The following is a 23,831-nucleotide window of genomic DNA, read 5'->3' on the forward strand; positions in this document are numbered from 1 at the left end:
GCTGGAGGCACTGCGGGCAGGCTGATCCGGGCGCGCTGTGGTGCTAGCGATGAACGGACTCGGCTGATACCGCGGTACCTCCGATAGTCTAACAGTACGCTTGTCCTGTGAGAATTCGGGGCGGGAAAGCTCCCGTCACCTCCCGATCTCAGCAGACACCGCCGAGCCGTGCAGCCGGATGGAACGAAACATCGCCCTGTCCTCACGTAGTGTTCACGCGAGGCTCCACGTTCCTACAGCAAACCCGGATGAGAGATGTCTGCCCCAATCGCCACCGTGCTTCCCTCCAGTGCCGCACTTCCCGCCCCGACGGCTCTGCCGTTGTCGGCGGATCTTCCGGAAGACCTCGATGTGGCGGACGTGGTCACCGATGTGTCCGACGACGGTGTCTCGGCGCCGGCCGACGAAGTGAGCGACCTCGTCACTGTTGTCGATCGTGCCGCCGATCACGGCATCGAGCTGAGCATCGTGGTTCTGGACGCGGATCCGGAACGCGTCTCGCAACTACGCGACCTCGCGACCGAGGTCGGTCAGGAAGAAGGCGGCACCGTTCTCGTTCTGAGTCCTAGCTGGGTCGGAACGTACAGCGACTCGATCAGCCGGGTCTTGCTCGAATCGGGCCAGGACCGCACCTATACCAGCGACCCGGTGGTGGCGGCCGATCAGTTCGTGGACGAGATCGTCGCGCCGGGACCCCCGTGGGCGCTGATGACGGCACTGATCGTGGCCGTTGTCGCTGTCGCCGCGGCAGCGACGTTCTATGCGAAGTCACGCCGGCGCGTCTCCCCGGACTCGGCGCCGCGGGACGGAAGTGGCGCCGCCGCGTCGACGTCCGCACCTGTCGAGCATCCGAAACCGTGACCGACGCATAGATTCACCTCTTCGCGGCGGCGCATTCGATCCGCTTCGGCCTCGATCGTCTCTGCCTGCACCGATGGCCGACAGCAGCCCCCGATCGTGTTCTTTCCACATTTCCGCTGGTCAAATTACCCATGTGTTATTTGTGACTAAAGTTTCCATAGAGTCCGCAAGTGTCGTACGGTGCATTTGGCGCTCTTGGGGAAGAAGTGTCGCAGGCGGTGCATTGACGTCATTGGTGACGGCAATTTTCGTGTCGATCGGTGTCGTCCGAGTCACGGAAACGATGTGGCTTGCCGGATCTCCTTCCCCCCAACGAGCACGGCGCGGCGCGCCACTTCGCGTGGAGCGCGGTTGCGTGTTCGGTGCAGAACCGAGGGAGAGAGTTGTGAAGCGACAAGCACGAGGTGGACTGGGGCACCGTGGCTTCTCCCGCAGGCGACATCGAGCTGTACGCCTCATCATCGGGCTGGGCATCGTCGCGGCGCTGGTGGGAAGCACTCCGGGCTTGGCGGCCGCGGTTCCCCCTCCGCCGCCCAATCCGTCCGATTCCGACCTCGCTCAGGCCGGCGCCCGAGTAGCCGCGGGCGTCGGGCAGGTGAGCGATCTCATCAACCGGGTGGCTTCTGCCGACCAGCAACTCGCCCAGCTCGACAACGAGGTGGCGATCAAACGGGAAGACGTCAATCGCGCTCTGGTGGATCTACAGAACGCGCGTGGTGCCGCCGACCTTGCGGCGCGGGTCGTCGGGGCGTCACAGCAGGCACTGCGCGACGCGGGCGCGCAGATCGAGCTCGCCCAGAAGGACTTCGACAAGTACGCCCGGTCGAGCTACACCCAGGGCACCAACGTCTCGTCGATCTCGACCTATCTCGGAGCGAAGGGACCCGGCGACGTCCTGGACCGTGCACAGGTGTTGAAGCTTCTGGCGGCGAGCCAGAACGCGGTACTCGAAGGACTGCAGCGGGCGCGGACGGAGCAGGCGAACAGGGACTCCTCGGCCCGCGAGGCGAAGCAGCAGGCGGATGTCGCAGCCGAGCAGGCCGAGGCGAAGAAGTCACTTGCCGAGCAGGCCATCGCCATCGCCCGGGCGGCCTTGCAAGATCAGGCAGCCAAGAAGGCGCAGATCGAAAGCGAACGAGCATCCGCGCAGGCCCAGTTGGAAGCAGCTCGCGGCAGCGTCGCAGGACTGCAAGGCCAGCGTGAGGCCTACGCGGCGTGGGACGAGCAGCGGCGGGCCGAGGAAGCTCAGAGGGCAGCTGTCGCCGCGGCGGCCCGTGAGGCGGCCGCGCAGGCCGCAGCGCGGGTGGCGGCCAACGAAGCGGCGCGCGAACGCGCAGCGGCCCTCTCTGCCGGTCAGCGGGCGCACACCGCCATCGAGGAGGACTCGACCGAGGAGGGCGAGGACTACTCCGCCGATGACGAGACGTCGACCGGCGAGTACGACGAAGAGACCACGACTGACGAGTCCGACAGCGAGTCGTCGAACAGTGGCTCCGGCCTTACCGGCAGCGCCGCGATCGAGACGGTGATCGACCGGGGGCTTTCCCAGATCGGTGTCGAGTACGCGTGGGGCGGCGGCGACGAGAACGGGCCGACCAAAGGCATTCGCGACGGGGGTGTCGCCGACAGTTACGGCGATTTCAACAAGGTGGGTTTCGACTGCTCGGGTCTGATGATCTACGCCTTCGCGGGCATCGGGATTTCATTGCCGCACTACACGGGGTACCAGTACACGGCCGGTGAACAGGTGCCCTCGGAGGAGATGCAGCGCGGCGACATGATCTTCTACGGCCCCAACGCCAGTCAGCACGTCGCCCTGTACCTCGGTGACAACGAAATGCTCGAGGCTCCGCAGTCCGGATCCACCGTCCGGATTTCGCCCGTGCGGTGGGATGGCATGACCCCCTACGCTGTGCGTATGGTCTCGTAAGCCATGGTGTCGACGAAGTAGTTCGCAGTGCGGATCGTGCTTGGTTGCGGCGGGGGTTGCTTGCACCTGGAATAGTTGAGCAAGTACGTGAACGGGCGGAACGATCTAGGTGAAAGCGGTGGATTCTTGGTGACCTCACGTGATGATGCGGTATCGGAGGGCGCAGCCCGGAAGGAGACGCTCGCGAAGGCGTCGCCGGACGGAGTGAAGAATGGTGGCACGGCCAACGGGTCGGGCCCTCAGACCGCTCCCGGCGCGGCGAGTGCATCCGTGCAGAACGCCGCCCCGAAGACTGCGACAAACGCCGTCGCGCCCAGCCTCGCCGCGGACGTTCAGACGTTGGAACGCGCGATCTACGAGGTCAAGCGGGTGATCGTGGGTCAGGACCGCTTGGTGGAACGGATCCTCGTCGGTCTGCTCGCCAAGGGGCATGTGCTCCTCGAAGGTGTGCCGGGCGTCGCGAAGACGCTCGCCGTCGAGACGTTCGCGAAGGTGGTCGGCGGTTCCTTCTCGCGCGTCCAGTTCACGCCCGACCTCGTGCCCACCGACCTCATCGGTACGCGCATCTACCGGCAGGGCCGGGAGGAATTCGACACCGAACTCGGTCCGGTCGTCGCCAATTTCGTACTCGCCGACGAGATCAACCGGGCGCCCGCGAAGGTGCAGTCGGCCCTTCTCGAGGTCATGGCGGAGCGGCACGTTTCGATCGGTGGCAAGCGGTACCACATGCCGGACCCCTTCCTGGTGATGGCCACCCAGAACCCGATCGAGAACGAGGGCGTCTATCCGCTGCCGGAGGCGCAGCGCGACCGGTTCCTGTTCAAGATTCTCGTCGACTACCCCTCGGTGGAGGAGGAGCGCGAAATCGTCTACCGCATGGGTGTCGCGGCGCCGGAGCCGCAACAGGTCCTCGATCCCGAGGAATTGGTCCGTCTGCAGAAGGTTGCCAGTGGTGTGTTCGTGCATCATGCGCTCGTCGACTATGTCGTGCGGGTGATCGCGGCCACCCGTACCCCGGCACAGTTCGGCCTCGCCGATGTCGACGGCTGGATCGCGTACGGAGCTTCGCCGCGTGCCACTCTCGGCATCATCTCGTCGGCGCGGGCACTGGCACTTCTGCGGGGGCGTGACTACGTCGTGCCGCAGGACGTTCTGGAGGTCATTCCGGACGTGCTGCGTCACCGCCTCGTTCTGTCCTACGACGCCCTGGCCGACGAGGTGTCCCCGGACGACGTCATCTCACGGGTTCTGCAGACCGTGGGGCTCCCGCAGATCGCCGCTCAGCCCACTGCGCAGGTCGCTCCGGCCGGGCATCCCGGACCAGGTCCGGTTGCGTCTGTGCCCGGACCGACGGCAATGAGCCAGCCACGGTGAGTGCGCGTACTGCCGGTGCGCAGAGCGCCGGCCCACCGCCGTCCTTTCGTTCCGGCGAGCTGCGCGACCCGAAACTGTCTGCTGCGCTGCGAACCTTGGAGCTCACCGTTCGTCGACGCCTCGACGGGGTTCTGCACGGGGATCATCTCGGTCTGATTCCCGGGCCGGGCTCCGAACCGGGTGATGCCCGCGAATACCAGCCCGGCGACGACGTCCGCCAGATGGACTGGTCGGTCACCGCGCGGACCACGCATCCGCATGTTCGCCAGTCGGTGGCCGACCGCGAACTCGAGACGTGGATGGTGATCGACCTGTCCTCGAGCCTCGACTTCGGCACGGCCGGTTGCGAGAAACGGGACCTCGTCGTGGCAGCTGCGGCTGCTGTCACCCACTTGACCAGTGGTGGGGGCAACCGGGTCGGTGCCATCGTGGCCACCGGCGCACAGACCACCCGTATCCCTGCGCGCGGTGGCCGCATTCACGCCCAGGCCATGCTGCGGCAGATCGCGACCACCCCGCACGCCCCGGACGGTGTCCGGGGTGACTTGCAGAGCGCGGTGGAGTCGCTGCGCCGGCCTCAGCGGCGCCGGGGCCTCGCAGTCGTCGTCAGCGACTTTCTGGGGCCGATCGACTGGGAACGGTCACTGCGGGCAATCTCGGGTCGCCATGACGTCCTCGGCGTGGAGGTGCTCGATCCGCGAGATCTGGAACTACCCGACATAGGGGATGTAGTGCTGCACGATCCGGAGTCCGGACGGACCCGCGAATTCTCGATCACACCGCAGCTCCGCGCGGATTTCGCGCGGGCCGCGGAAGAACATCGCCTGCAGGTGCAGCAATCGTTGCGACGTTGCGGCGCACCGGTGCTCAGTCTGCGGACGGACCGGGACTGGATCGCGGACGTCGTCCGGTTCGTTTCGGCGCGTAAGCACAGTTTCGGAACTGCGACGACGCAGAGGGCTCGCCGGTGAGCCTTTCTCAATTCACCTCGCCGTGGTGGCTGCTCTTCCTCCTCGTCGTGGCTGCGTTGGTGGCCGGGTATGTGTGGGTGCAGCGGCAACGGCACAAGCACACCCTGCGGTTCACGAACTTCGCGTTGCTCGAGAAGGTGGCGCCGTCCAGACCGGGCCGCATTCGCCACGTTCCGGCGTTGCTGATGGTGCTGGCGCTGGTGTTCTTCAGCGTCGCGCTCGCCGGACCCACCGAGGACAAGCGGGTTCCGCGTAACCGGGCCACCGTGATTCTCGTCATCGACGTCTCGCTCTCGATGAAGGCAACCGATGTGGAACCGACCCGGTTGGCCGCCGCCCAGGATGCGGCGAAGTCGTTCGCCGACGGCCTGACCCCGGGCATCAACCTGGGTCTCGTCGCCTTCGCGGGTACGGCGTCGGTGCTCGTCTCGCCGACGACCAATCGGGAAGCGACGAAGGTTGCCATCGACAATCTGCAGTTGAGTGAGCGCACCGCGACGGGGGAGGCGATCTTCACGTCGCTGCAATCGATCGAGACGTTGGCAGCGGTGCTCGGCGGCAGCGATCAGGCCCCGCCGGCCCGCATAGTGTTGCTGTCGGACGGTAAACAGACGGTGCCCGAGAATCCGGACGATCCCCGTGGCGGTTTCACTGCGGCGCGCCAGGCCAAGGAGAAGGACGTACCGATTTCGACCATCTCCTTCGGGACCAGCTACGGCAAGGTCGAGATCGAGGACGAGCGGATTCCGGTGCCGGTCGACGACCCATCTCTGCGGGAAATTGCTTCCCTGTCCGGCGGAAGCTTCTTCACCGCGTCCAGCCTCGAGGAGTTGCGTGACGTCTACGACACCCTCGAGGAACAGATCGGATTCGAGACCACCCGTGGCGATGCCAGCCGGCCCTGGCTGGTGCTCGGGGTCCTGTCGGCGACCGCCGGGCTGATCCTTGCACTTGTTCTGCGTCAACGCCTGCCTTGACGTTCCGTTCGGACCGGCGTTTTCTTCCAGCGATTTCGAACAGATAGGTTGTTCCCCATGTCTAACCCAGAATCTACTGACTCGTCGGTAAGGACGGTGTCCTCTCCTCGCTCGGTGCTGGTCACCGGCGGTAACCGCGGGATCGGTCTCGCCGTCGCTCAGCGTCTCGCGGCGGACGGCCACAAGGTCGCCGTCACGCACCGCGGTTCGGGTGCGCCCGACGGGCTCTTCGCCGTTCAGTGCGACGTCACCGACGCCGAGTCGATCGACCGCGCCTTCAAGGAAGTGGAAGAGCATCAGGGTCCGGTAGAGGTACTGGTCGCGAACGCGGGGATCACCGACGACACCCTCATCATGCGGATGTCGGAGGAGCAGTTCACGAGCGTCGTGGACGCCAACCTCACCGGTGCGTTCCGGGTCGCCAAGCGGGCTACCCGGTCGATGCTGCGGGCCCGTTGGGGCCGTTTCGTGTTCCTGGGTTCCGTCGTCGGTCTCGCGGGCGGACGCGGCCAGGTGAACTATGCGGCCTCCAAGGCCGGTGTGGTCGGCATCGCGCGGTCCCTCACCCGCGAGTTGGGTTCTCGATCGATCACCGCGAACGTGGTCGCCCCTGGGTTCATCGACACCGACATGACGGCAGCGATGGAGGACAAGTACCGGGACATGGCCGTGCAGGCCATCCCGTTGCAGCGCGTCGGCCAGCCGGAGGACGTGGCCGCGGTGGTCAGCTTCCTGGCGTCCGACGATTCGGCCTACGTGTCCGGCGCGGTCATCCCCGTCGACGGCGGCCTGGGCATGGGTCACTGACCCACCCACTTCACTTCCCGGACTTTTCCTACAGGAGGACACCTCATGGGCGGATTGCTCGAAGGTAAGACCATTCTCGTCACCGGCATCATCACCGACGCGTCCATCGCCTTTCACGTGGCGAAGGTGGCGCAGGAGCAGGGCGCGAAGGTGATCATCACCGGGTTCGACCGTCTCCGGTTGATCGACCGGATCGCGCAGCGCCTGCCGCAGCCGGTGCCGCCGGCCGTCGAACTGAACGTGCAGGACACCGCTCACCTCGAGTCGCTCGCCGATCGGGTTCGCGAACTCGCCCCGGAGGGTATCGACGGTGTGGTGCACTCCATCGCCTTTGCGCCGCGGTCCTGCCTGGGCAGCCCGTTCTTCGATGCACCGTGGTCGGACGTCGGGGTCGCTTTCGAGGTGTCCGCCTACTCGTACGCGTCGGTGGCCAAGGCGCTGCTTCCGGTGCTGAACGACGGCGCGTCGATCGTCGGTATGGATTTCGACCCGGCGCGGGCCGTGCCGTTCTACAACTGGATGGGTGTGGCGAAGGCGACGCTCGAGTCGGTCAACCGCTATGTGGCCAAGGAGGTGGGCGAGCGCGGGATTCGCTCCAACCTGGTCGCCGCAGGACCCATCAAGACGCTCGCCGCCAAGGCGATCGCCGGCAGCGCCACCGGACCGGCCGAAGAGATGAACAAGCTGAACACCGCCTGGTCCGACCGGGCGCCGATCGGCTGGAACGTCGACGATCCGGAGCCGGTCGCGAAGACCGTGTGCACCGTCCTGTCCGACTGGCTGCCCGGCACCACGGCGTCGATCATCTACGTCGACGGTGGCGCCCACGCGATGGCCGGATAGCAGGACCCGCAGTAAGGATCACCGACGGCAGCGCGCAGGATTGGCACCATGGTCCAGAAACGGGAAACAGAGTTCGATGCCCTTCTCGTGTTGTCGTTCGGCGGTCCCGAAAAGCCTGAGGACGTGCGCCCCTTCCTCGAGAATGTGACCCGGGGAAGGGGAGTGCCGCCGGAGCGGCTCGACGCGGTGGCCGAGCACTATCTTCACTTCGGCGGTGTGTCGCCGATCAACGCGCTCAATCGCGACATCATCGCCCGGGTCGAGGCGGCGCTGTCCGAAGCCGGTGTCGATCTGCCCGTCTATTTCGGGAACCGCAACTGGCACCCGATGGTCGAGGACACGGTGGCGCAGATGGCCGCGGACGGTGTCCGGTCGGCCTTGGTGTTTCCCACGTCGGCGTGGGGCGGGTATTCGGGTTGCCGTCAGTATCACGAGGACATCGCACGGGCGCGTGCCGCCTTCGGGGATGCGGCACCTCACTTGGTGAAGCTGCGCCAGTACTACGACCATCCCCTCCTGATCGACGCGTTCGCCGATGCGGTGCGGGAGGCGACCACGCAGCTTCCGGCCGAGACCCGCGCCGGCGCCCGTCTGGTTTTCACGGCGCATTCGGTACCTGTCGCCGCGGATGCCAACGCCGGCCCTCCCGACGAGGGCGGCAATCTGTACAGCAGGCAGGTGGCCGAGGCGGCACGGCTGATCGCGAACGCTGCCGGCTTCGGCGACTTCGACCTGGTGTGGCAGTCCCGGTCGGGCCCGCCCCAGGTGCCGTGGCTCGAGCCGGATATCTGTGATCACCTCGAGGCTCTGGCGGCCCAGGGAGTGCGTTCGGTCATCAATTGCCCCGTGGGTTTCGTGTCGGACCATCTCGAGGTCGTGTGGGACCTCGACACGGAGGCCCGCGAAAAGGCGGCCGACGTGGGTATCGACTTCGTGCGCGCGGCCACTCCGGGTACGGATCCTCGTTTCGCCGCACTCGTGCTGGAACTGATGGGCGAGCACCTCGACGGTAGACCGGCCCGGCGACTCGGTACCGAACCGCTCCTCGGTTCCACTTCCGACGGCAGGTCCTGTGCTGTCGACTGCTGCAAGGCCGTGGTCAGGCCGGCCGGGCGTCCCGCGCACACGCATTGATTGCGGCGGTGCGGGCTGAACGCACGGCGGAACGCAGTGGGCGAAGCAGGTCCTCGAGGGAGGCTGCGGCCGATGCGGTGACGGTCCGGGCGGGCGCCATCTGCTCGGCGACGGTGAGGATGGCGGCCACCTGATCCGCGGAGTCCAGGATTCGGAGGGCGCGCGCCGGGATGGTGGCCGGGTACCGGTGCAGCGCCGACTCGGCCAGCGCATCCGCGATGAGGGCGCGCGGGTCGGCGCCGAAGCCGGAATCGAGCATGTGCAGGGTTTCGAGCGCTGCGGCGGCGTCGCGCACCGTTTCCCGCATGGTGAATTCGGCCTCGCCGAGACCGGTGTGATGAGCGTCGACGGGGAGCTGTTCGAGGCAGGAGACGGTCCAGCGCAGCACGTCGGGTCCTTCCACGTGGGGTACCAGACCCGTTCCGGGACGGCCCTGGGGCCCGATGAGGATGCCTTCGCCGGCACTGACCGCTGCGGCCGCGAAGGTGGTTCCTGCGGGGATGCCGCGCACGTCGCCCGGGCCGGGTAGAACGAGTCGGATCTCGGTGTCCGGCTCGGAGACGGCGCGGCGGATCGTCTGCAACAACGCCGCGGCACCTCGGTCCTGCGGGTCGGGCCAGGGCAGCCCGGTGCGTCCGGCCGTCACATGGTCACCCGCGCAGACCAGATGCATCGGCGCCCATGCATGCAGTGCGTCGATGACGTCGTCGGGTGCACTGTTCCCGGCGAGCCAGGAACTGGCCCACACGGTGAGAGTGGCGCTGGGTGAAGTCACGATAAACGAGCATATGTCGGCGTGGCGGGGTGTGTGTAACGGCACCTCTGGCATAGCGTCAGCGCCCGTGAGCGGAGGCGACAGATACGGCGACATCTTTTCCGGACACCCGCGGACCAGGAAGCCGGTGACGCCCACGGTGGCCGCGGAACGGGATCTGGTGGTCGAGGATGCGGGCACCGGGTTCTGCGGGGCGGTGGTGGGGTTCGAGCGAACCTACGACGGTGACTTCGTCCGGCTCGAGGACGGAGCGCGGCGTACCCGGTTGTTCGCGATGCGAGAAGCCGCGTTCCTGATCGACGGGAAGCCGGTCACGTTGGTGCGGCCCGCGGCGAAGCCGGCCGGACCCGTGCGAACGAGGTCCGCATCGGGATCGACCAAAGTCGAAGGTCTGCGGGCCCGCACCGCGCTGGCCAGCCGGATCTGGGTGGAGGGTGTCCACGACGCGGCACTCGTCGAGCGGGTGTGGGGTCACGACCTGCGCGTCGAGGGTGTCGTCGTCGAGCATCTCGAGGGCTTGGACAATCTCGCGGAACGGCTGGCAGAGTTCCGGCCCGGGCCCGGCCGGCGCGTCGGCGTTCTGGTCGACCATCTGGTGACCGGGTCGAAGGAGACACAGCTGACGAAGGGACTCGGCCCGAATGTGCTGGTGACGGGGCATCCCTTCATCGACGTGTGGGAAGCGGTGCGTCCCAGCGCGGTCGGGATCGAGGCATGGCCGAAGATCCCGCGCGGTGAGGACTGGAAGACCGGGGTGTGCCGGGAGCTGGGCTGGGGCACGCCGCGCGACGGCTGGCGTCGGGTCTATTCGGCGGTCGACAGTTTCCGTGACCTCGAAGCTCCGCTGATCGGGGCGGTCGAACAGCTGGTCGACTTCGTCACCGCCCCACACCCAGGTTCTGGTTAGATGGTGTTGTGGCTGCATTGATTTGGCTGGTAGCGGGTGTCCTGCTCGCTGCAGCGGAAGCATTGACGGGGGACTTCTTCCTCCTCATGCTGGCCGGCGGTGCCCTCGCCACGGCCGGGGTCACCGCAGTCACCGACTTCCCCGTGTGGGTCGATGCGGTGTTGTTCGGCGTTCTCTCTCTCGTGCTGATCCTCGGAGTGCGGCCGGTGTTGTTGCGTAAGTTCGCGACCCCGCCGTCGACGCCGATGGGGATCGAGGCGCTCACCGGAAAACAGGCGCTGGTTCTCGAGGAAGTCGCGGAGCACGCGGGACAGATCAAGCTCGGCGGTGACGTGTGGACTGCGCGTCCGCTCGACAGCACCGAGGTATATCCACCGGGAACGACCGTGACGGTGATGCAAATAGACGGCGCTACCGCCGTCGTGTGGAGGGGACCGTAGATGGCAGCACTCATCGTGTTGGTCGTGCTCGTATTGTTCGTCGCTCTGGTGGTGGCCAAATCGGTGGCTCTGGTGCCGCAGGCCGAGGCCGCAGTGATCGAGCGGCTCGGCCGGTATTCGAGGACGGTGTCGGGACAGCTGACGTTCCTCATCCCGTTCGCGGACCGCATCCGGGCCAAGGTGGATCTGCGCGAGCGCGTGGTGTCGTTCCCGCCGCAGCCGGTGATCACCCAGGACAACCTGACTCTGTCCATCGACACGGTGGTGTACTTCCAGGTCACCAATCCGCAGGCCGCGGTGTACGAGATCAGCAACTACATCGTCGGTGTCGAGCAGCTGACCACCACCACGCTCCGCAACGTCGTCGGTGGCATGACTCTGGAAGAGACGCTGACGTCGCGGGACTCGATCAACGGGCAGCTACGGGGTGTGCTCGACGAGGCCACCGGCCGGTGGGGGCTTCGGGTCGCCCGAGTCGAGCTCAAGAGTATCGATCCGCCACCCTCGATTCAGGAGTCGATGGAAAAGCAGATGAAGGCGGACCGCGAGAAGCGGGCCACCATTCTGACCGCCGAGGGACACCGCGAGTCGGCCATCAAGACCGCCGAGGGCGACAAGCAGTCCCGGATCCTCGCCGCGGAGGGCGCCAAGCAGGCGTCGATCCTCACCGCCGAGGGGGAGCGGCAGTCCCGGATCTTGCGCGCGCAGGGTGAACGGGCGGCCAAATACCTTCAGGCGCAGGGTCAGGCGAAGGCCATCGAGAAGGTGTTCGCCGCGATCAAGGCGGGAAAACCGACCCCTGAGCTGCTCGCGTACCAGTATCTGCAGACGCTGCCGCAGATGGCGCAGGGCGACGCGAACAAGGTGTGGTTGGTGCCCAGCGACTTCGGTGACGCGCTCAAGGGATTCGCGAAGACCCTCGGAGCTCAGGGCCAGGACGGCGTGTTCCGGTACGAGCCGTCCACGGCGGACGAGGATCTACCGAAGCCGGAGGACGACTCCGACGAGGTCGCCGAGTGGTTCGAAACCAAGTCCGACCCGGCCATTGCCCGGGCGGTGCGCGCCGCAGAGGTGGAGGCGCGTCAGCCCGTCGACGGTCCGCTCACGAAGATTGGTGGGGCCGAGGAGCATTCGCTCGGGCCGAGTGCGGCGCCGGGACAGCTTCCGCCGCCGGTGCCGCCGCAGGATCGGTGACCTCGGGCGGGCCGGACCCCGGGGTGTCGCTCAGCCCGATGCGGGTATGCAGCCACCGCAGCGGGCGCGGCGCCCACCAGTTCAGGTCGCCGGCGATCTGCATGAACGCCGGTACCAGGACACCGCGGATCAGTGTGGCATCGACGATGATGGCGAGCGCGGTGCCGATCCCGAACATCTGCATGAACGACAGGCCGGTGGAGAACGACAGCAGCGTCACCGTGAGCAGTGCCGCCGCGCTGCTGACGATGCGACCGACGCGGCCGAGTCCCTCGATGGTCGCCTCGGTTGTACTCGCGCCGGCGTCATGGGCTTCCTTGATGCGGCTGAGTAGGAAAATCTCATAGTCCACGGACAGCGCGAAGGCGATGCAGCACAACAGCACCACCATGCCGATGTTCAATGGGGCGGGCGTCGCGCCGGTGAGCCAGGCGAGGTGGCCGTCCTGGAACACCCACACCATCGCACCCACGACGGCCGACAGTGTGAACACGTTGAGCACCAACGCCTTCAGCGGCAGGATGACGCTTCCGGTGAACAAGAACAGCAGCACGAAAGTCGCGACCGCCATCAGACCGATGGCCAGAGGTAGCCGGTCCATGATGGCGGTGCGACTGTCGATGAGCGTGGCGGTGGGTCCGCCGACCGCAAGGTCGTCTCCGGTTACCGCGGGCAGGTCTCTGATCGCGCGGACCAGGTCCTGCGCGGCCTCCGACTGGGCGCCGACCGAGGGCTGCACGAGCAGGAAACCGGCCTCTCCCGCTGCGAACCGAGCGCTCTCAGGTCCCGGGCCGAGGACCAGATCCCCCTTCTCGTAGCGGCCGAACACGCCGTCGACCCGGGCGACGTCGGTCATGGTGGAGATCTCCCGGGCGAGTGGCCCGTGGGACCTTCCGTCCTGCGGGGTCGGCACCGTCACGGCGTCGGCGCCGCCGGCGGAATAGTTCTCTCGGATGTCGACGGTGACCTGGCGGGCCGCCGACCCGCCGGGCAGGGCGCGCTCGTCCGGTGTCGCATACTGCGCGTGGAGGAACGGGATTCCCAGCACCAGCAGGAGTGCGACGACGGGAAGCGCTGTTCGCACCGGTCTACGGGTGACCGCAGCCGCGGTTCGCCGCCAGAACAGCGAGTCGGATGCCGGTGTTTTCTTCCGTCGGAGCACCGTCAACCGGTCTACCCGGGTTCCGAGCACAGCGAGCAGCGCGGGTAACACCACGACGGCGCCCAGCGCCGCAACGGCGACCACCGCCATCGCGGCCAGACCGACCGATCGCAGGAAGTAGGTGGGGAACACCAGCATTCCGGTCATCGCGACCATGACCGTCGCGGCGCTGAACACGATGGTGCGCCCGGCCGTCGTCACCGTGTCGACGACCGCTTCCTGGGGATCGCGGCCGGCGGCTCGTTCTTCACGGAACCGGGAGACCAGGAGCAATCCGAAGTCGATCGCCAGGCCCAGCCCGAACGCGGTGGCCACGGTGAGCGCGTACACCGAGACATCGGTGATCTGGGCGAGACCGAAGAGCACCACCATCGTCGCGAGGATCGAGATGATACCCAGGGTCAACGGCAGGAGCGCGGCCACCACGCTGCCGAACGCCACCACGAGCAGGACGAGTGTTGCCGGGACGGCGATCGATTCGGCCAGGAGGAGATCGTCGGCGACCTGCTGCTCGATGGCGTCGGTCAGGCCCAGCTTGCCGCCGGCGACCACCTCGATCGCGGGGTCGTCGGACGGCAATGCCTCGACGAGCGTGTGGGTGCGCCGCGCCGCCTGCTCCGGGTTACCCCCGACGTGCAGCAGCAACAGAGCCGAGCGTCCGTCGGTGCTGCGGAGCTCGGCGGAATTCGCTACCCAGTAGGAGGCCACTTCGGTGATGTCCGGTTCCGACGTGATCGACCGTCGCAATTGTTGTGCGGCTGCGGCGACGTCCGGGGTGTTCACGTCGCCGCTGCGCGCCGTGACCTGGAGCACCAGATTCGGACTCGCGGTGCCGAACTCCGCCTCGAGGAATCGCTCCGCTTGCGCAGACTCGGAGCCTGGGTCGTCGAAACCGCCCACTTTCAGGTGCTCGGACACCCCCGCCCCGAAAATTGCGGACAGTACGAGGAGGGCGACCGCGACTGCCAGGACGCGGCGCGGGAAGGACACGATGAGGGTGGCGAGGCGCCTCAGCACGACGCTACCGCTTCGTCACGGCCGGTCATCGGGGCGTAGCGCCGCAGCAACGGCCGCAGCAGACGGAACAGCTGTTCGGGGGACTGCGTGAGGTAGAAGTGGTCGCCCGCGAGAATCTGCACTTCGCACGGCTGTGTGGTGTGACGGTTCCAGGCGTGCAGGTCGTGTTCGTTGACGAGCGGATCGGCGTCCGCCCCGAAGAGATGCATCGGGCATTCGAGCGGCGGGTCACCGGGGTCGACGTAGTTGCAGCAGACGCGCAGATCGTCGCGCACCACCGGAAGCCAGTGCCGCACCCAATCGGGCCAGTCCAGGAACTCGGCCGGAACACCACCCACATCGCGAAGGAACTGGATCAAGGTGGTGTCGTCCAGGCTGTCGACCGGTGGGAACGGTGCGGGAAGGTGCGGCGCCCCGTATCCCGACAGCAGCAGGGCCCTGGGCAGGAGACGATGCCGGGATCGACGCCGGCAGGCCAGCCGATAGGCCACGAGCGCGCCCAGGCTGTGTCCGAAGAAGAGGTGCGGAACCGTCAGGGCGTCGTCGAGTTCGGACTCCAGGTCGGTGAGGAGGGACTCGAGGTCGACGAATCGAGTTTCTCCGGCGCGGCCCTCCCGGCCGGGCAGCTGCACGGGCCACACCGAGGCGTAGGGATGCAGTGCACGATGCCAGGGGCGGTACATCGACGACCCGCCACCGGCGTGATGGAAGCAGAACAGGCGTAGTGCCGCGTCGGCCCCGGGCTGGTCGAGATAGCGGCTGTGCATGGCACTAGTCGCCGTCCCGGAGTGCAGCGAGTTCTTCGGCCAGAGTTTTCACCGTGTAGCGGATCTGGTCCTCGGAGTGGCACGAGGTGACAAAGAATCTCAGCCGCGCCAGGTCCTCGGGTACGGCGGGATAGAGAATGGGGTTCACGTTGATTCCGCGCTCCAGCAGCCTGTTCGACAACTTCAGCGTTTTCAGCGAGTCACCGACGATGCAGGGAATGACAGGCGTGTCCCGCGTGTCACCGGTATCGATGCCGGCCTCGGTGGCCAGTGAGAGGAACAGCTGCGCATTGTGTCGCAGCAGGTCGAGCACCTCCGGCTGGGCGCGCATCTGACGAATCGCGGCCAGTGATGCCGCGGCATTCATGGGTGTCATGCCGACGCTGTAGACGAAGCCGGGGGTGGTGTATTTGAGGAACTGGATCAGCTCGGAACTCCCGGCTACGTATCCGCCGCAGCCGGCCAGCGCTTTCGACATGGTGCCGGACCACAACTCGACATCACCGCGGTCGACACCGAAATGTTCGCCGATACCGCCGCCGGTTGCCCCGAGCACCCCGATGCTGTGCGCCTCGTCGATCATCATCAGCGCCTGATGCTTCTTCTTCACCGCGATCATGGCGGGAAGGTCGGGGATATCGCCGTCCTGGCTGTACACGCCCTCGATGAGGATGAGGACCCGCCGGTACTGCGGCCGGATCGCGGTGAGCAGGGCGTCGAGCGCATCGTGGTCGTTGTGCGGGAACGGACGGCGGGTGGCGCCGGACAGTGTGCAGCCCTGCAGGATGCTGTCGTGCGCCAGGCTGTCGTGAATGACGAGGTCGCCTTCACCGACGAGGTGCCCGATCACGGTCACGTTGGTGGCGTGCCCACTGACCAGGACGATGGCGTCCTCGGTGCCGAGTAGTGCGGCGAGTTCGGTCTCGAGCTCGCGGTGGACCGGCTTGTCGCCGGAGAGCAGCCGGCTGGCCGAGCACGAACTGCCGTAGCGGGCGACGGCGTCCTGTACGGCGGCGACCACGGCGGGATGGCCGGACATGCCGAGGTAGTTGTAGCTGGAGAAGTTGAGAACTTCGTTCCCGCCGATGATCGAGGTGTCGCGGGTGACCCCGTCGTTGATCAGGAAGTACGGGTTGGTGACGCCGAACCCTTCGGTCATGGTCAGGCGCTCGGAAAGTGCCTTGACCTCGGGAAAGTCGGAGATGCGGTACTCGGGCCGGACCATGCGGGGGGCGGTCGCGGGGCCCGCCGACGCCACCGCAGGTTCGGGGGTCGGGGCAGCGGCCGGCGACGTTGCCGGTTGCAACTGCGTGGTCACGTGGTCGATCAGGTCGCCGAGGGTCGTCGACGGCGAGAACCACTCCGGGTCGATGACCAGTTCCGGGAAGGTTCGCCTCAGCCCACTGAAGAGGTCGGCGACCATGATCGAGTCGAATCCGAGGTCGCCGACGATGGTGTGTGCGGTCCGCAACGACCCGGCCGGAAACCCGCTGACACGCGCCGCCTCGCCGCGGATTCCCTCGGCAATCTCCCCGGAAACGCGTTCGCGGGTGGCGGTGTCGGCGTGGGGTGTCGTCAACGCGGGCGTCGAGATGTCGGCACCGTTATGAGCGACGGCGGCGAGGACGGCGGCCTGCTCCCGGAACAGTGCAATCAGGTGCTCCATGGTGGAGTCCTCCGCTTTCGGTGCGTCGGTGATCGGCGTGGTGGGCGGTTGAGCGTCGGCCGCCTCGGTCGCTGTGGTCACCCCGACAGTGGTGGAAACCGACGTCCAGAAGCGGGCGGTGGTTGCGAAGGAGTAGCCGGGCAGTCGTCGGCGCACACGCGCGCCCGGTTCGTAGAGCGCATCCCAGTTGGGGTCGACACCGTCCCGGTACAGGGCAGCGACGGTGTCGGTGAGCTCGTGACCGGTGGCCGCCGGGCCGGGGCACGGTAGGAGGTACTTCGCGGCGAGTTCGGGATGAGCGCGGGTGAGGATCGGCGCCAGGACCCGTGCGGGTCCCACCTCGATCAGATGCGTCGGTTCGGACGCCACCGCGGCAGTGGCCGCGTCCGCGAACTGCACCGTCGCCTCGATGTGGTCGGTCCAATAGGTGGCATCCATCGGTTCGTCCACGTCGAGTAGCCGTCCGTGCACGGTGGAGAAGATCGGGATGGTCGGTGTCCGGTAGGTGCAGCCGGCCGCGACCTCGGCGAAGGCGTCGGACACGGGCCTCATCAGCGGCGAGTGGAACGCGTGGGAGACGGCGAGAGGCCGGACCGCGAAACCCTTCCCGGCCAGACACTTTCGGATCACCTCGAGTGCGCCCGCCGACCCGGACAGCACCAGGTCCCGTGGCCCGTTCACCGCTGCCAGCGCGACCGACGGTTCACCGGCGAGGAGATCGGCGACCTCCTCCCGGGCGGCGCGCACGGCCAGCATCGCACCGCCCTCGGGCAACTGCTGCATGAGCCGCCCCCGGGCGGTGATGAGGCGGCACGCGTCGTCCAGGTCGAAAACGCCGGCCAGCGCCGCGGCCGCGTATTCGCCGACGCTGTGGCCGACCAGCCACGCGGGCTCGATGCCGATCTCGGCGAGCACTCGCGCCAGCGCGTACTCCACGGCGAAGAGAGCGGGCTGCGCGAACTCGGTTCGACGGATGTCGTCGTCACCGGCGTCGAGCAGCAGCGCGCGGACCGATCGGCCCAGATGCGGTGCCATCTGCTCGTCCACGTCCGCCAAGGCGAGTCGGTACGCCGCGGACTGCTCGTGCAGCTGACGCGACATTCCCGGGTACTGTGCGCCCTGACCGGTGAAGAGCCAGCCGGTGCTCACCGGCCGTGCGGTTCCGGACGACACCTCGAGCAGGCCGGGGTCGGTCGTAAGCTTGCGCAGGGCGGACACGGCCTCGTCGCGGTCCTGTACGGGCACCGCAAGGCGGTGGCGTCCGGAGGCTTTCACCCGGTTGGAGGTCCAGCACACCCTGGCCAGTTCGGTAGCGGGGCGGGTGGCGAGATGGTCGGCGAGGACGGCGGCGTTGCGTCGCAGGCCCTCGCTGTTGTTCGACGCCAGGGTGAGTACGCCGCCGCCGACGACGCCCACCGGGACGGCCTCGTCGGCGGGCGCGGCGGCCAGGAGCAGGTGGGCGTTGGTGCCGCCGAGCCCGAAGCTGCTGACCGCACCGTAGACGTCGCCGTCGGGCAGGCTCATCGGCTCCTTTGCGAGACGGAGCCCGTTGTCGGCCAGTCGAAGTCGAGGGTTCTCGTCCTCCGCGCAGCGGGTGGGCGGTACCACACGGTGGTGCAGGGCCAGCGCTGCTTTGATCACCCCGGCCACCCCGGCCGCACCCTCCGTATGGCCGAGGTTGCCCTTGATCGATCCGATCGCGCACGGCTGCGGGCGGGGAACGCCGTGGAGGTGACCGAGTGCCTTGATCTCGATCATGTCGCCGAGCACGGTTCCGGTGCCGTGCGCTTCGACGAACGCGACGCGGTCCGGCGTCACCCCGCCGCGCCGATAGGTTTCGCCGATGACCTGCTGTTGGGCCCACCGGTTGGGTGCGGTGATTCCGTTGCTGCGGCCGTCGTTGTTGACCGCGCTCGCCTTGATCACCGCGTAGATCGGCAACCGCTCGGCCTGCGCGTCCTCGAGGCGGCGCAGCACGAGCACGGCGGCACCTTCACCCCGGCCGATACCGTTCGCCTTGGCGCTGAACGGTTTGCATCGTCCGTCCGGCGCCGACAGCCCGGCCTGGGTGTAGAAGACGTTCAAGGCGGGGGTGAGGGCGATATTGACGCCGCCTGCGAGCGCTTGTTCGCACTCGCCGGCGCGTAACGCCGCGCAGGCCAGGTGGACGGCGACCAGGGACGACGAACACGCGGTGTCGACCGCGATACTCGGGCCCTCGAGGTCCAGTTGATACGAGATTCGATTTGCGGTCATGAAGTAGCCGTTGCCACTTCCGAGTTGCGGCGTGATCCGCGAGAGGTCGCTCATCTGCAGATTCCACTCGTTGGCCATCACGCCGACGAATACGCCGGTGTTCGAACCGGCTTGGCCCCGCGGATCCAGGGTGGCGTCCTCGAGGGCGCGCCACGCCGTCTGCAGGAGCAGGCGTTGCTGCGGGTCCATGGCCTCGGCCTCGCGGGGGGCGATGCCGAAGAACTCGTGATCGAAAGCGTCTGCGTCGCTGAGGAATCCGCCGCTACGATTGTTGATCGCGCCCGGTCCACCCGCTTCGTTGTAGAAGTCGTTCGCGTGCCATCGGTCTTCGGGGACGTCGACGATTCCGTCGCCGCCGGCCATCAGCAGCCTCCAGAGCGCGTCGGCGTCCGTTGCCTGCGGGAATCGGCAGTCGAGGCCGACGATGGCGATGTCGGTCATGCGGCCCTCTCGTACCGGTCCTCGACTTCGGTGGTGATGAAGACAGCCATCTCGGCGATGGTGGGGTAGTCGAATACCACAGTGGGGTCCAGTTCGAGCTCCCACTGGTCTTCGATCTCGCCGCACAGGCTCACCGCAGACACCGATTCGATTCCCAGCTCGGCGAGCGGGATGTCTGGGTCGACATTGTGCACCGGCTGCTCTGTATAGAATGCCACCCTTCGGGTGAGCCAGTCGATAGCCGGGGTGAGGTCGCGGGTGGGGTTCACGAAAGCAGGCATGGGGACGTTTCCTTGTCGGCGAGGGTGGGGGTGGAGGTCAGGCGTGTGCAGGTGTGGCGGTTCGGCTGCGGAGGCCCTGGACCGCCGGATCGATTTCTTCGTGCAGCACCGCATCCACCCTGTTCTCGAGGAACGACGCGCGCATCGATCGGCGTTGAACCTTTCCGCTGGTGGTGCGGTGCACCCCGTGCCGATCTACCAGGACGACGCTCGGCGCCGGCACGTCGAAGGCCCGGGCGACGGAGAGTTTGATCTTTCGGGCGAGGTCCGTGATCGTCACGGTGTCGTTCGCTCCGTGACCCTGATCGAGCAACCCGGTCTTGACCTCGTGGATCACCAGGAGGCGCTCGTGGCGTCCGGTGTCCATGGAGAACACCACTCCGGCCGATCCGGTGAGGGCTGGATGCAGTTCGCGCACCGCCTCCTCGATGTCCTGGGGGTACAGGTTGCGTCCGTTGACGATCAGCAGGTCCTTGAGCCGGCCCGTGACAAAGATTTCACCGCCGACGGAAGCGCCGAGGTCACCGGTGCGCAGGAACGGCCCGTCCCCGCCGAGGGTGGTGGCGTGGAACTTCTCCTCGGTGTCCTCGGGCCGATTCCAATAGCCGGCGGTGACGCTGCCACCGCGGATCCACAGTTCCCCGACCCGGCCCTCGGGCAGCTCGTCGGTGGTGTCCGGATCGACGACGCGAATGTCCACACCGAATGCGCGGCCGCTGCTCACCAGTCGGGTGCCACCGGCCATCGGAGTGAGCTCGTTGCGCTCGAGTGCGGCCGGGTCGACATCGAGGTACACCGGCGGGCTGCCCACGGCTCCGGCGGTGGCGAGCAACGTCACCTCGGCCATTCCGTAAGCCGGGAAGAACGCGTCCGCCCGGAACCCGTAGGGCCGGAGCCGGTCGAGGACGGCCTCGAGGGTACGGGGGCGAATCGGTTCTGCCCCATTGAGAGCGACCCGCACCGAGGAGAGGTCCAGGCCGGTCAACTGGTCGTCGGGAATCCGGCGGGCGAGAAGGTCGTACGCGAAGTTCGGGCCGACGGTGATGTCGGCGCGGTAGCGATCGATCAACTGCAACCAGCGCACCGGGCGCTTGAGGAAGGTCATCGGCGACATGAAGGCAAGGTTGCTGCCGGCGTAGAGGGGGAGCAGCAGCATGCCGATCAGCCCCATGTCGTGGAAGTGTGGAAGCCAGCCCACAACGCTGCCGGCGTCGCCGTCTCTGATGGCCGCAGACATGGCCTCGATCATGGCCGCGGCGTTGTGCAGGAGGTTCCCGTGGGTCACCATCACGCCCTTGGGCTCACTGGTGGATCCCGAGGTGTACTGGAGTAAGGCGAGGGTGTCGCCGTCCAGTTCGGGCATCTGCCACTCGTCGGGGTCGCCGAGTTCGGCGGCGTCGGTCGACGCGACGGCGACCGTGCCGGTGAGTCCGGAGTCGCCGATCCACGCCGTCAGCAGTTCTTCGATCGCGGACGTGGTGAGCACCAGACCGACGTCGGCGTCCTCGAACATCGTGGCCACCCGCGCCATGCTGCGGGCGTCGTGCGGCACGGGGGCAGGTACGGCGACGACACCGGCGTACAGGCATCCGAGGAATGCGCGAAGGAAGTCGATGCCGTCGACGTACAGCAGCATCACCGGGCGGTGGGCCTCGGGCCGCGTCGACAACCACGACGCGATCGCCCGCGCATCCTGGTCCAACTGGCGGTAGGTGAGAACCTCTTCGACGAGTTCGCGGCCGACCTCGCGATGGTAGGTGTAGGAGCGTTCCTCACCGTAGGTGGCGGCCTGAGCTCGAACGTGTGACACGAAGTCGGAATGCACGTGATCTTCTCCCTCGAAGTGGACGATTCCTACTCTCGTCCGCATCGCCGGGGGATTCCATCAACCCCAGGGGTGGAATCACCCCCACCTCCGGTTGGTCTCGCGTCACCGTGGGATGGGCAGTGTCACCGGGCATTTGAGTGCCTCGAGAGGTTGATCGTTCTGTGCCGCAGGGCTTTTCGGTGAGGCCCCGGGCTAGGTGATGAGCGCCCGCCCGACGCCGCACACGGCGATGGCCCAGAGCACGCTGGTGAACGTGCCGATGATGAACTGCTCGGAGGCGTGTGGTTCGCGCAGTTCGGGGTAGCGGGCCAAGCTTTTGACGGCCAGGACCACGGCGATACCCTCCGGCCACCCGGCGAGGATCGCGGCGGCGACGGCGGCACGCTCGAGCAGTCCGATCACCCGACCGCCTCGCAATGGGCCCGCCTCGGGCCGGGGGTCGTCACCGGAATCGGGCTGGCGCCGGGCGATCCTGAAGGCGGCGAGCACCATCGGCGCCCCGCCGGTGGTGGCCGCTGCTGCACACAGCACGAGCGTCGCACCCAGTGCGAAACCCTTCACCGGTGTGGTGGCGGAGCCGGCGACCGCGGCCACGGCGAGGGCGGCAAGCCCGACGAGTGGGGCCGCCCACTGGGACACCCAGCGGGGAACGCGCTGTGTGGCAAGCACCAGCGGTGCCAGCGCCGCGACGCCGAGGGCGAGGAGCGCGACCGCCGTCATGAATCCGCCTTCTGCAGGAGTCGTTCGGCCAGTCGGCGGCCTGCCGTCTCCACCTGCCACCCCGCGGTGGCGAGGCGTTGTGAGACGGCCTGCTTGCTGATGCCGAGTGTTTTAGCCGCCTCCGTCTGGGTGAGCCCGCGCCGCATCTGCGCGACAGCTTCGCGGCCTTCGTCGGTACGGCGGGTGAGGAGAACGGCGACGAGGGTGAGTGCGGTGTCGGCGTCCGCGGACAAGTCGGTGTCGGAACCCTCCACCGCAACCCGGCCCGGGGCACTTTTCGCCCGCTCGACGGCGACGCGGGCGAGTTCGAACGCCGGTCCTCGGCCGGCCCGCGTCTCGTCGGGAAGCGGTTCTTCCACGGCGCCGGCACCGATGCCGATGCTCCAGTGTTCGCGACCGACGAGGTCGAGGGCGAGAGCCACCACGGTCCCGGGATCTGCCACGACCGCCTGCATCTCGTCGCCGGCCGTGCGCTGAAACGGGCGGACGAGGCGGTGATCACCGAGTTCGGCGATCAGGTCGCCGACACGGTCGACGTCGCGGCGACTTCCGCGCTGGTCGACGGTGAGGACGAACATTCGTCAAGGCTAGAACCTGGAAACCTGTCTGTCAAGACTCGTAACTTGACATCGCCCGTTCAAGGATGAGGGATAGACACACCCTCGGTCAGCGGCAACTCCTCGGCATCGGATCGATCGAGGGGACGCCGAGAATCGACGATCAACCCGAGAATGCCGACGACGACGCACACACCGGACAGCAGGAGGAGGGCTGGATTCGTCTCGCCGCTCAGGGCGTCCCCGAGAACCACGATCCCCACCGTTCCGGGGAGGATGCCCACGACCGTGGCGAGCACGTAGGGGAGCAGCCGGATGGAGGAGACGCCGCTGCAGTAGTTGACCACGGAGAACGGGACGAATGCGATCAGCCGGAGAGAGCCGACGGCGAGCCACCCCCGTCGGGCGATCCGCTCGTCCACCCGCCGGATCGTCGGGCTGGAGATGCGTTGCCACACGACGTCCCGGCCGATGGCGCGCACCAGATACAGAGCCAGCACCGCGCTGACCGTTGCGGCCGCGACAGTGATCGCGATGCCGAGCCAGGCCCCGAACAGCAACCCGGCACTCAAGGTGAACACGGTGCGGGGGAACGGGAATATCGTCACCAGCGCATGCGCGACGAAGAAGACCAGCGGAAACGCCGGGCCCACCGACTGCGCCCATTCCCGGATCTGCAGAACGGACGGATGGGGTGCCACCACCGCGACGACCACCAGCACGATTGCCAGTGCGGCGACGCCGATGACCCTGCGGTTCCCCAGGCGTCTCTTCACAGGGCACCAGGCTACCCGGCCGGACCGCGAAGGGTCGTGCGAGGAAAACAGTCGAGAGCACGGTCGTAGCGGAAGCCGTCCCATCCGGACACCGCCGCCACGCAGGCGCGCCCCCGGCTCGCGGGCGACAATTCGGGCCAGCGCGGC

General features: G+C 67.4%; 20 protein-coding genes. 11 read left to right on the forward strand and 9 right to left on the reverse strand.

The window, feature by feature from the left end; genetic code table 11:
- The first annotated feature begins 255 nt into the window (after positions 1 to 255).
- From R4P95_RS09920 to R4P95_RS09955, 8 genes are all read left to right on the forward strand, one after another.
- On the forward strand, positions 256 to 861 hold the full coding sequence (locus R4P95_RS09920; RefSeq protein ID WP_213571999.1) for a DUF6676 family protein: 606 nt from the start codon (positions 256 to 258) through the stop codon (positions 859 to 861).
- A gap of 409 nt (positions 862 to 1,270) precedes the next feature.
- Positions 1,271 to 2,791: an NlpC/P60 family protein gene (locus tag R4P95_RS09925; RefSeq protein WP_249354652.1), complete on the forward strand. Its 1,521-nt coding sequence runs from the start codon at positions 1,271 to 1,273 to the stop codon at positions 2,789 to 2,791.
- A 129-nt stretch (positions 2,792 to 2,920) separates the two neighbouring features.
- Entirely contained in the window at positions 2,921 to 4,165 is a 1,245-nt protein-coding gene (locus R4P95_RS09930; protein ID WP_397517635.1) for an AAA family ATPase, read from the forward strand.
- Entirely contained in the window at positions 4,162 to 5,136 is a 975-nt protein-coding gene (locus tag R4P95_RS09935) for a DUF58 domain-containing protein (RefSeq protein ID WP_317744989.1), read from the forward strand. The genes R4P95_RS09930 and R4P95_RS09935 overlap by 4 nt, the downstream gene beginning before the upstream one ends.
- Positions 5,133 to 6,113: a VWA domain-containing protein gene (locus tag R4P95_RS09940; protein WP_159922606.1), complete on the forward strand. Its 981-nt coding sequence runs from the start codon at positions 5,133 to 5,135 to the stop codon at positions 6,111 to 6,113. Before R4P95_RS09935 ends, R4P95_RS09940 begins: the two co-directional genes overlap by 4 nt.
- A gap of 57 nt (positions 6,114 to 6,170) precedes the next feature.
- Positions 6,171 to 6,920 carry a 3-oxoacyl-ACP reductase FabG1 gene (gene fabG1 / locus R4P95_RS09945; RefSeq protein WP_317756800.1) on the forward strand — a complete coding sequence of 250 codons (750 nt, stop codon included), beginning with the start codon at positions 6,171 to 6,173 and terminating at the stop codon, positions 6,918 to 6,920.
- Between the two features lie 45 nt (positions 6,921 to 6,965).
- Positions 6,966 to 7,763 carry an NADH-dependent enoyl-ACP reductase InhA gene (gene inhA / locus R4P95_RS09950; protein WP_213572000.1) on the forward strand — a complete coding sequence of 266 codons (798 nt, stop codon included), beginning with the start codon at positions 6,966 to 6,968 and terminating at the stop codon, positions 7,761 to 7,763.
- A gap of 48 nt (positions 7,764 to 7,811) precedes the next feature.
- Positions 7,812 to 8,897 carry a ferrochelatase gene (locus R4P95_RS09955; protein ID WP_213572001.1) on the forward strand — a complete coding sequence of 362 codons (1,086 nt, stop codon included), beginning with the start codon at positions 7,812 to 7,814 and terminating at the stop codon, positions 8,895 to 8,897.
- On the opposite strand, the gene R4P95_RS09960 is transcribed toward R4P95_RS09955, so the two are convergent.
- Positions 8,863 to 9,672, reverse strand: a complete 810-nt coding sequence (locus R4P95_RS09960; RefSeq protein ID WP_213572002.1) for a hypothetical protein — start codon at positions 9,670 to 9,672, stop codon at positions 8,863 to 8,865. The genes R4P95_RS09955 and R4P95_RS09960 overlap by 35 nt on opposite strands.
- A gap of 67 nt (positions 9,673 to 9,739) precedes the next feature.
- Here R4P95_RS09960 and R4P95_RS09965 point away from each other — a divergent pair, with 67 nt between their 5' ends.
- From R4P95_RS09965 to R4P95_RS09975, 3 genes are read left to right on the forward strand one after another with little or no spacing between them, the layout of a single operon-like run.
- Entirely contained in the window at positions 9,740 to 10,579 is an 840-nt protein-coding gene (locus tag R4P95_RS09965) for a DUF3097 domain-containing protein (protein WP_317744988.1), read from the forward strand.
- Positions 10,580 to 10,587: 8 nt separating this feature from the next.
- Positions 10,588 to 11,019, forward strand: a complete 432-nt coding sequence (locus R4P95_RS09970) for an NfeD family protein (RefSeq protein WP_159922598.1) — start codon at positions 10,588 to 10,590, stop codon at positions 11,017 to 11,019.
- The gene (locus tag R4P95_RS09975; protein WP_213572004.1) at positions 11,020 to 12,213 is read left to right on the forward strand and encodes an SPFH domain-containing protein; all 1,194 of its coding nucleotides are present in this window, start codon (positions 11,020 to 11,022) and stop codon (positions 12,211 to 12,213) included. It begins immediately after the preceding gene.
- Here R4P95_RS09975 and R4P95_RS09980 read toward each other — a convergent pair.
- From R4P95_RS09980 to R4P95_RS10015, 8 genes are all read right to left on the reverse strand, one after another.
- Entirely contained in the window at positions 12,122 to 14,392 is a 2,271-nt protein-coding gene (locus R4P95_RS09980) for an MMPL family transporter (RefSeq protein WP_317744987.1), read from the reverse strand. The genes R4P95_RS09975 and R4P95_RS09980 overlap by 92 nt on opposite strands.
- Entirely contained in the window at positions 14,386 to 15,159 is a 774-nt protein-coding gene (locus R4P95_RS09985) for a thioesterase II family protein (protein ID WP_317744986.1), read from the reverse strand. The genes R4P95_RS09980 and R4P95_RS09985 overlap by 7 nt, the downstream gene beginning before the upstream one ends.
- 4 nt (positions 15,160 to 15,163) lie before the next feature.
- On the reverse strand, positions 15,164 to 19,522 hold the full coding sequence (locus tag R4P95_RS09990; RefSeq protein WP_317744985.1) for a type I polyketide synthase: 4,359 nt from the start codon (positions 19,520 to 19,522) through the stop codon (positions 15,164 to 15,166).
- Positions 19,519 to 19,803, reverse strand: a complete 285-nt coding sequence (locus R4P95_RS09995) for an acyl carrier protein (protein ID WP_213572008.1) — start codon at positions 19,801 to 19,803, stop codon at positions 19,519 to 19,521. The genes R4P95_RS09990 and R4P95_RS09995 overlap by 4 nt, the downstream gene beginning before the upstream one ends.
- A gap of 37 nt (positions 19,804 to 19,840) precedes the next feature.
- A complete protein-coding gene (locus R4P95_RS10000; RefSeq protein WP_317744984.1) occupies positions 19,841 to 21,673 on the reverse strand; it encodes a fatty acyl-AMP ligase in 1,833 nt (610 codons plus the stop codon).
- 150 nt (positions 21,674 to 21,823) lie between these two features.
- Positions 21,824 to 22,351, reverse strand: coding sequence for a hypothetical protein (locus tag R4P95_RS10005; RefSeq protein ID WP_213572009.1), 528 nt, complete (start codon positions 22,349 to 22,351; stop codon positions 21,824 to 21,826).
- A complete protein-coding gene (locus tag R4P95_RS10010; protein ID WP_109330161.1) occupies positions 22,348 to 22,929 on the reverse strand; it encodes a hypothetical protein in 582 nt (193 codons plus the stop codon). Before R4P95_RS10010 ends, R4P95_RS10005 begins: the two co-directional genes overlap by 4 nt.
- A gap of 59 nt (positions 22,930 to 22,988) precedes the next feature.
- Entirely contained in the window at positions 22,989 to 23,684 is a 696-nt protein-coding gene (locus tag R4P95_RS10015) for a TVP38/TMEM64 family protein (protein ID WP_249353724.1), read from the reverse strand.
- Positions 23,685 to 23,831 lie beyond the last annotated feature (147 nt).

Source organism: Rhodococcus sp. IEGM 27 (genome assembly GCF_033142305.1).
Classification (GTDB): domain Bacteria; phylum Actinomycetota; class Actinomycetes; order Mycobacteriales; family Mycobacteriaceae; genus Rhodococcus_F; species Rhodococcus_F oxybenzonivorans.

Bases quoted from the DNA above. Each gene is read 5' to 3' on its own strand.
- R4P95_RS10000 (WP_317744984.1), bottom strand. From the start codon at position 21,673: ATGCGGACGAGAGTAGGAATCGTCCACTTCGAGGGAGAAGATCACGTG.
- R4P95_RS10010 (WP_109330161.1), bottom strand. From the start codon at position 22,929: ATGTTCGTCCTCACCGTCGACCAGCGCGGAAGTCGCCGCGACGTCGAC.
- R4P95_RS09920 (WP_213571999.1), top strand. From the start codon at position 256: ATGTCTGCCCCAATCGCCACCGTGCTTCCCTCCAGTGCCGCACTTCCC.
- R4P95_RS09990 (WP_317744985.1), bottom strand. From the start codon at position 19,522: ATGACCGACATCGCCATCGTCGGCCTCGACTGCCGATTCCCGCAGGCA.
- R4P95_RS10005 (WP_213572009.1), bottom strand. From the start codon at position 22,351: ATGACGGCGGTCGCGCTCCTCGCCCTCGGCGTCGCGGCGCTGGCACCG.
- inhA (WP_213572000.1), top strand. From the start codon at position 6,966: ATGGGCGGATTGCTCGAAGGTAAGACCATTCTCGTCACCGGCATCATC.
- R4P95_RS09985 (WP_317744986.1), bottom strand. From the start codon at position 15,159: ATGCACAGCCGCTATCTCGACCAGCCCGGGGCCGACGCGGCACTACGC.
- R4P95_RS09995 (WP_213572008.1), bottom strand. From the start codon at position 19,803: ATGCCTGCTTTCGTGAACCCCACCCGCGACCTCACCCCGGCTATCGAC.
- R4P95_RS09955 (WP_213572001.1), top strand. From the start codon at position 7,812: ATGGTCCAGAAACGGGAAACAGAGTTCGATGCCCTTCTCGTGTTGTCG.
- fabG1 (WP_317756800.1), top strand. From the start codon at position 6,171: ATGTCTAACCCAGAATCTACTGACTCGTCGGTAAGGACGGTGTCCTCT.
- R4P95_RS09975 (WP_213572004.1), top strand. From the start codon at position 11,020: ATGGCAGCACTCATCGTGTTGGTCGTGCTCGTATTGTTCGTCGCTCTG.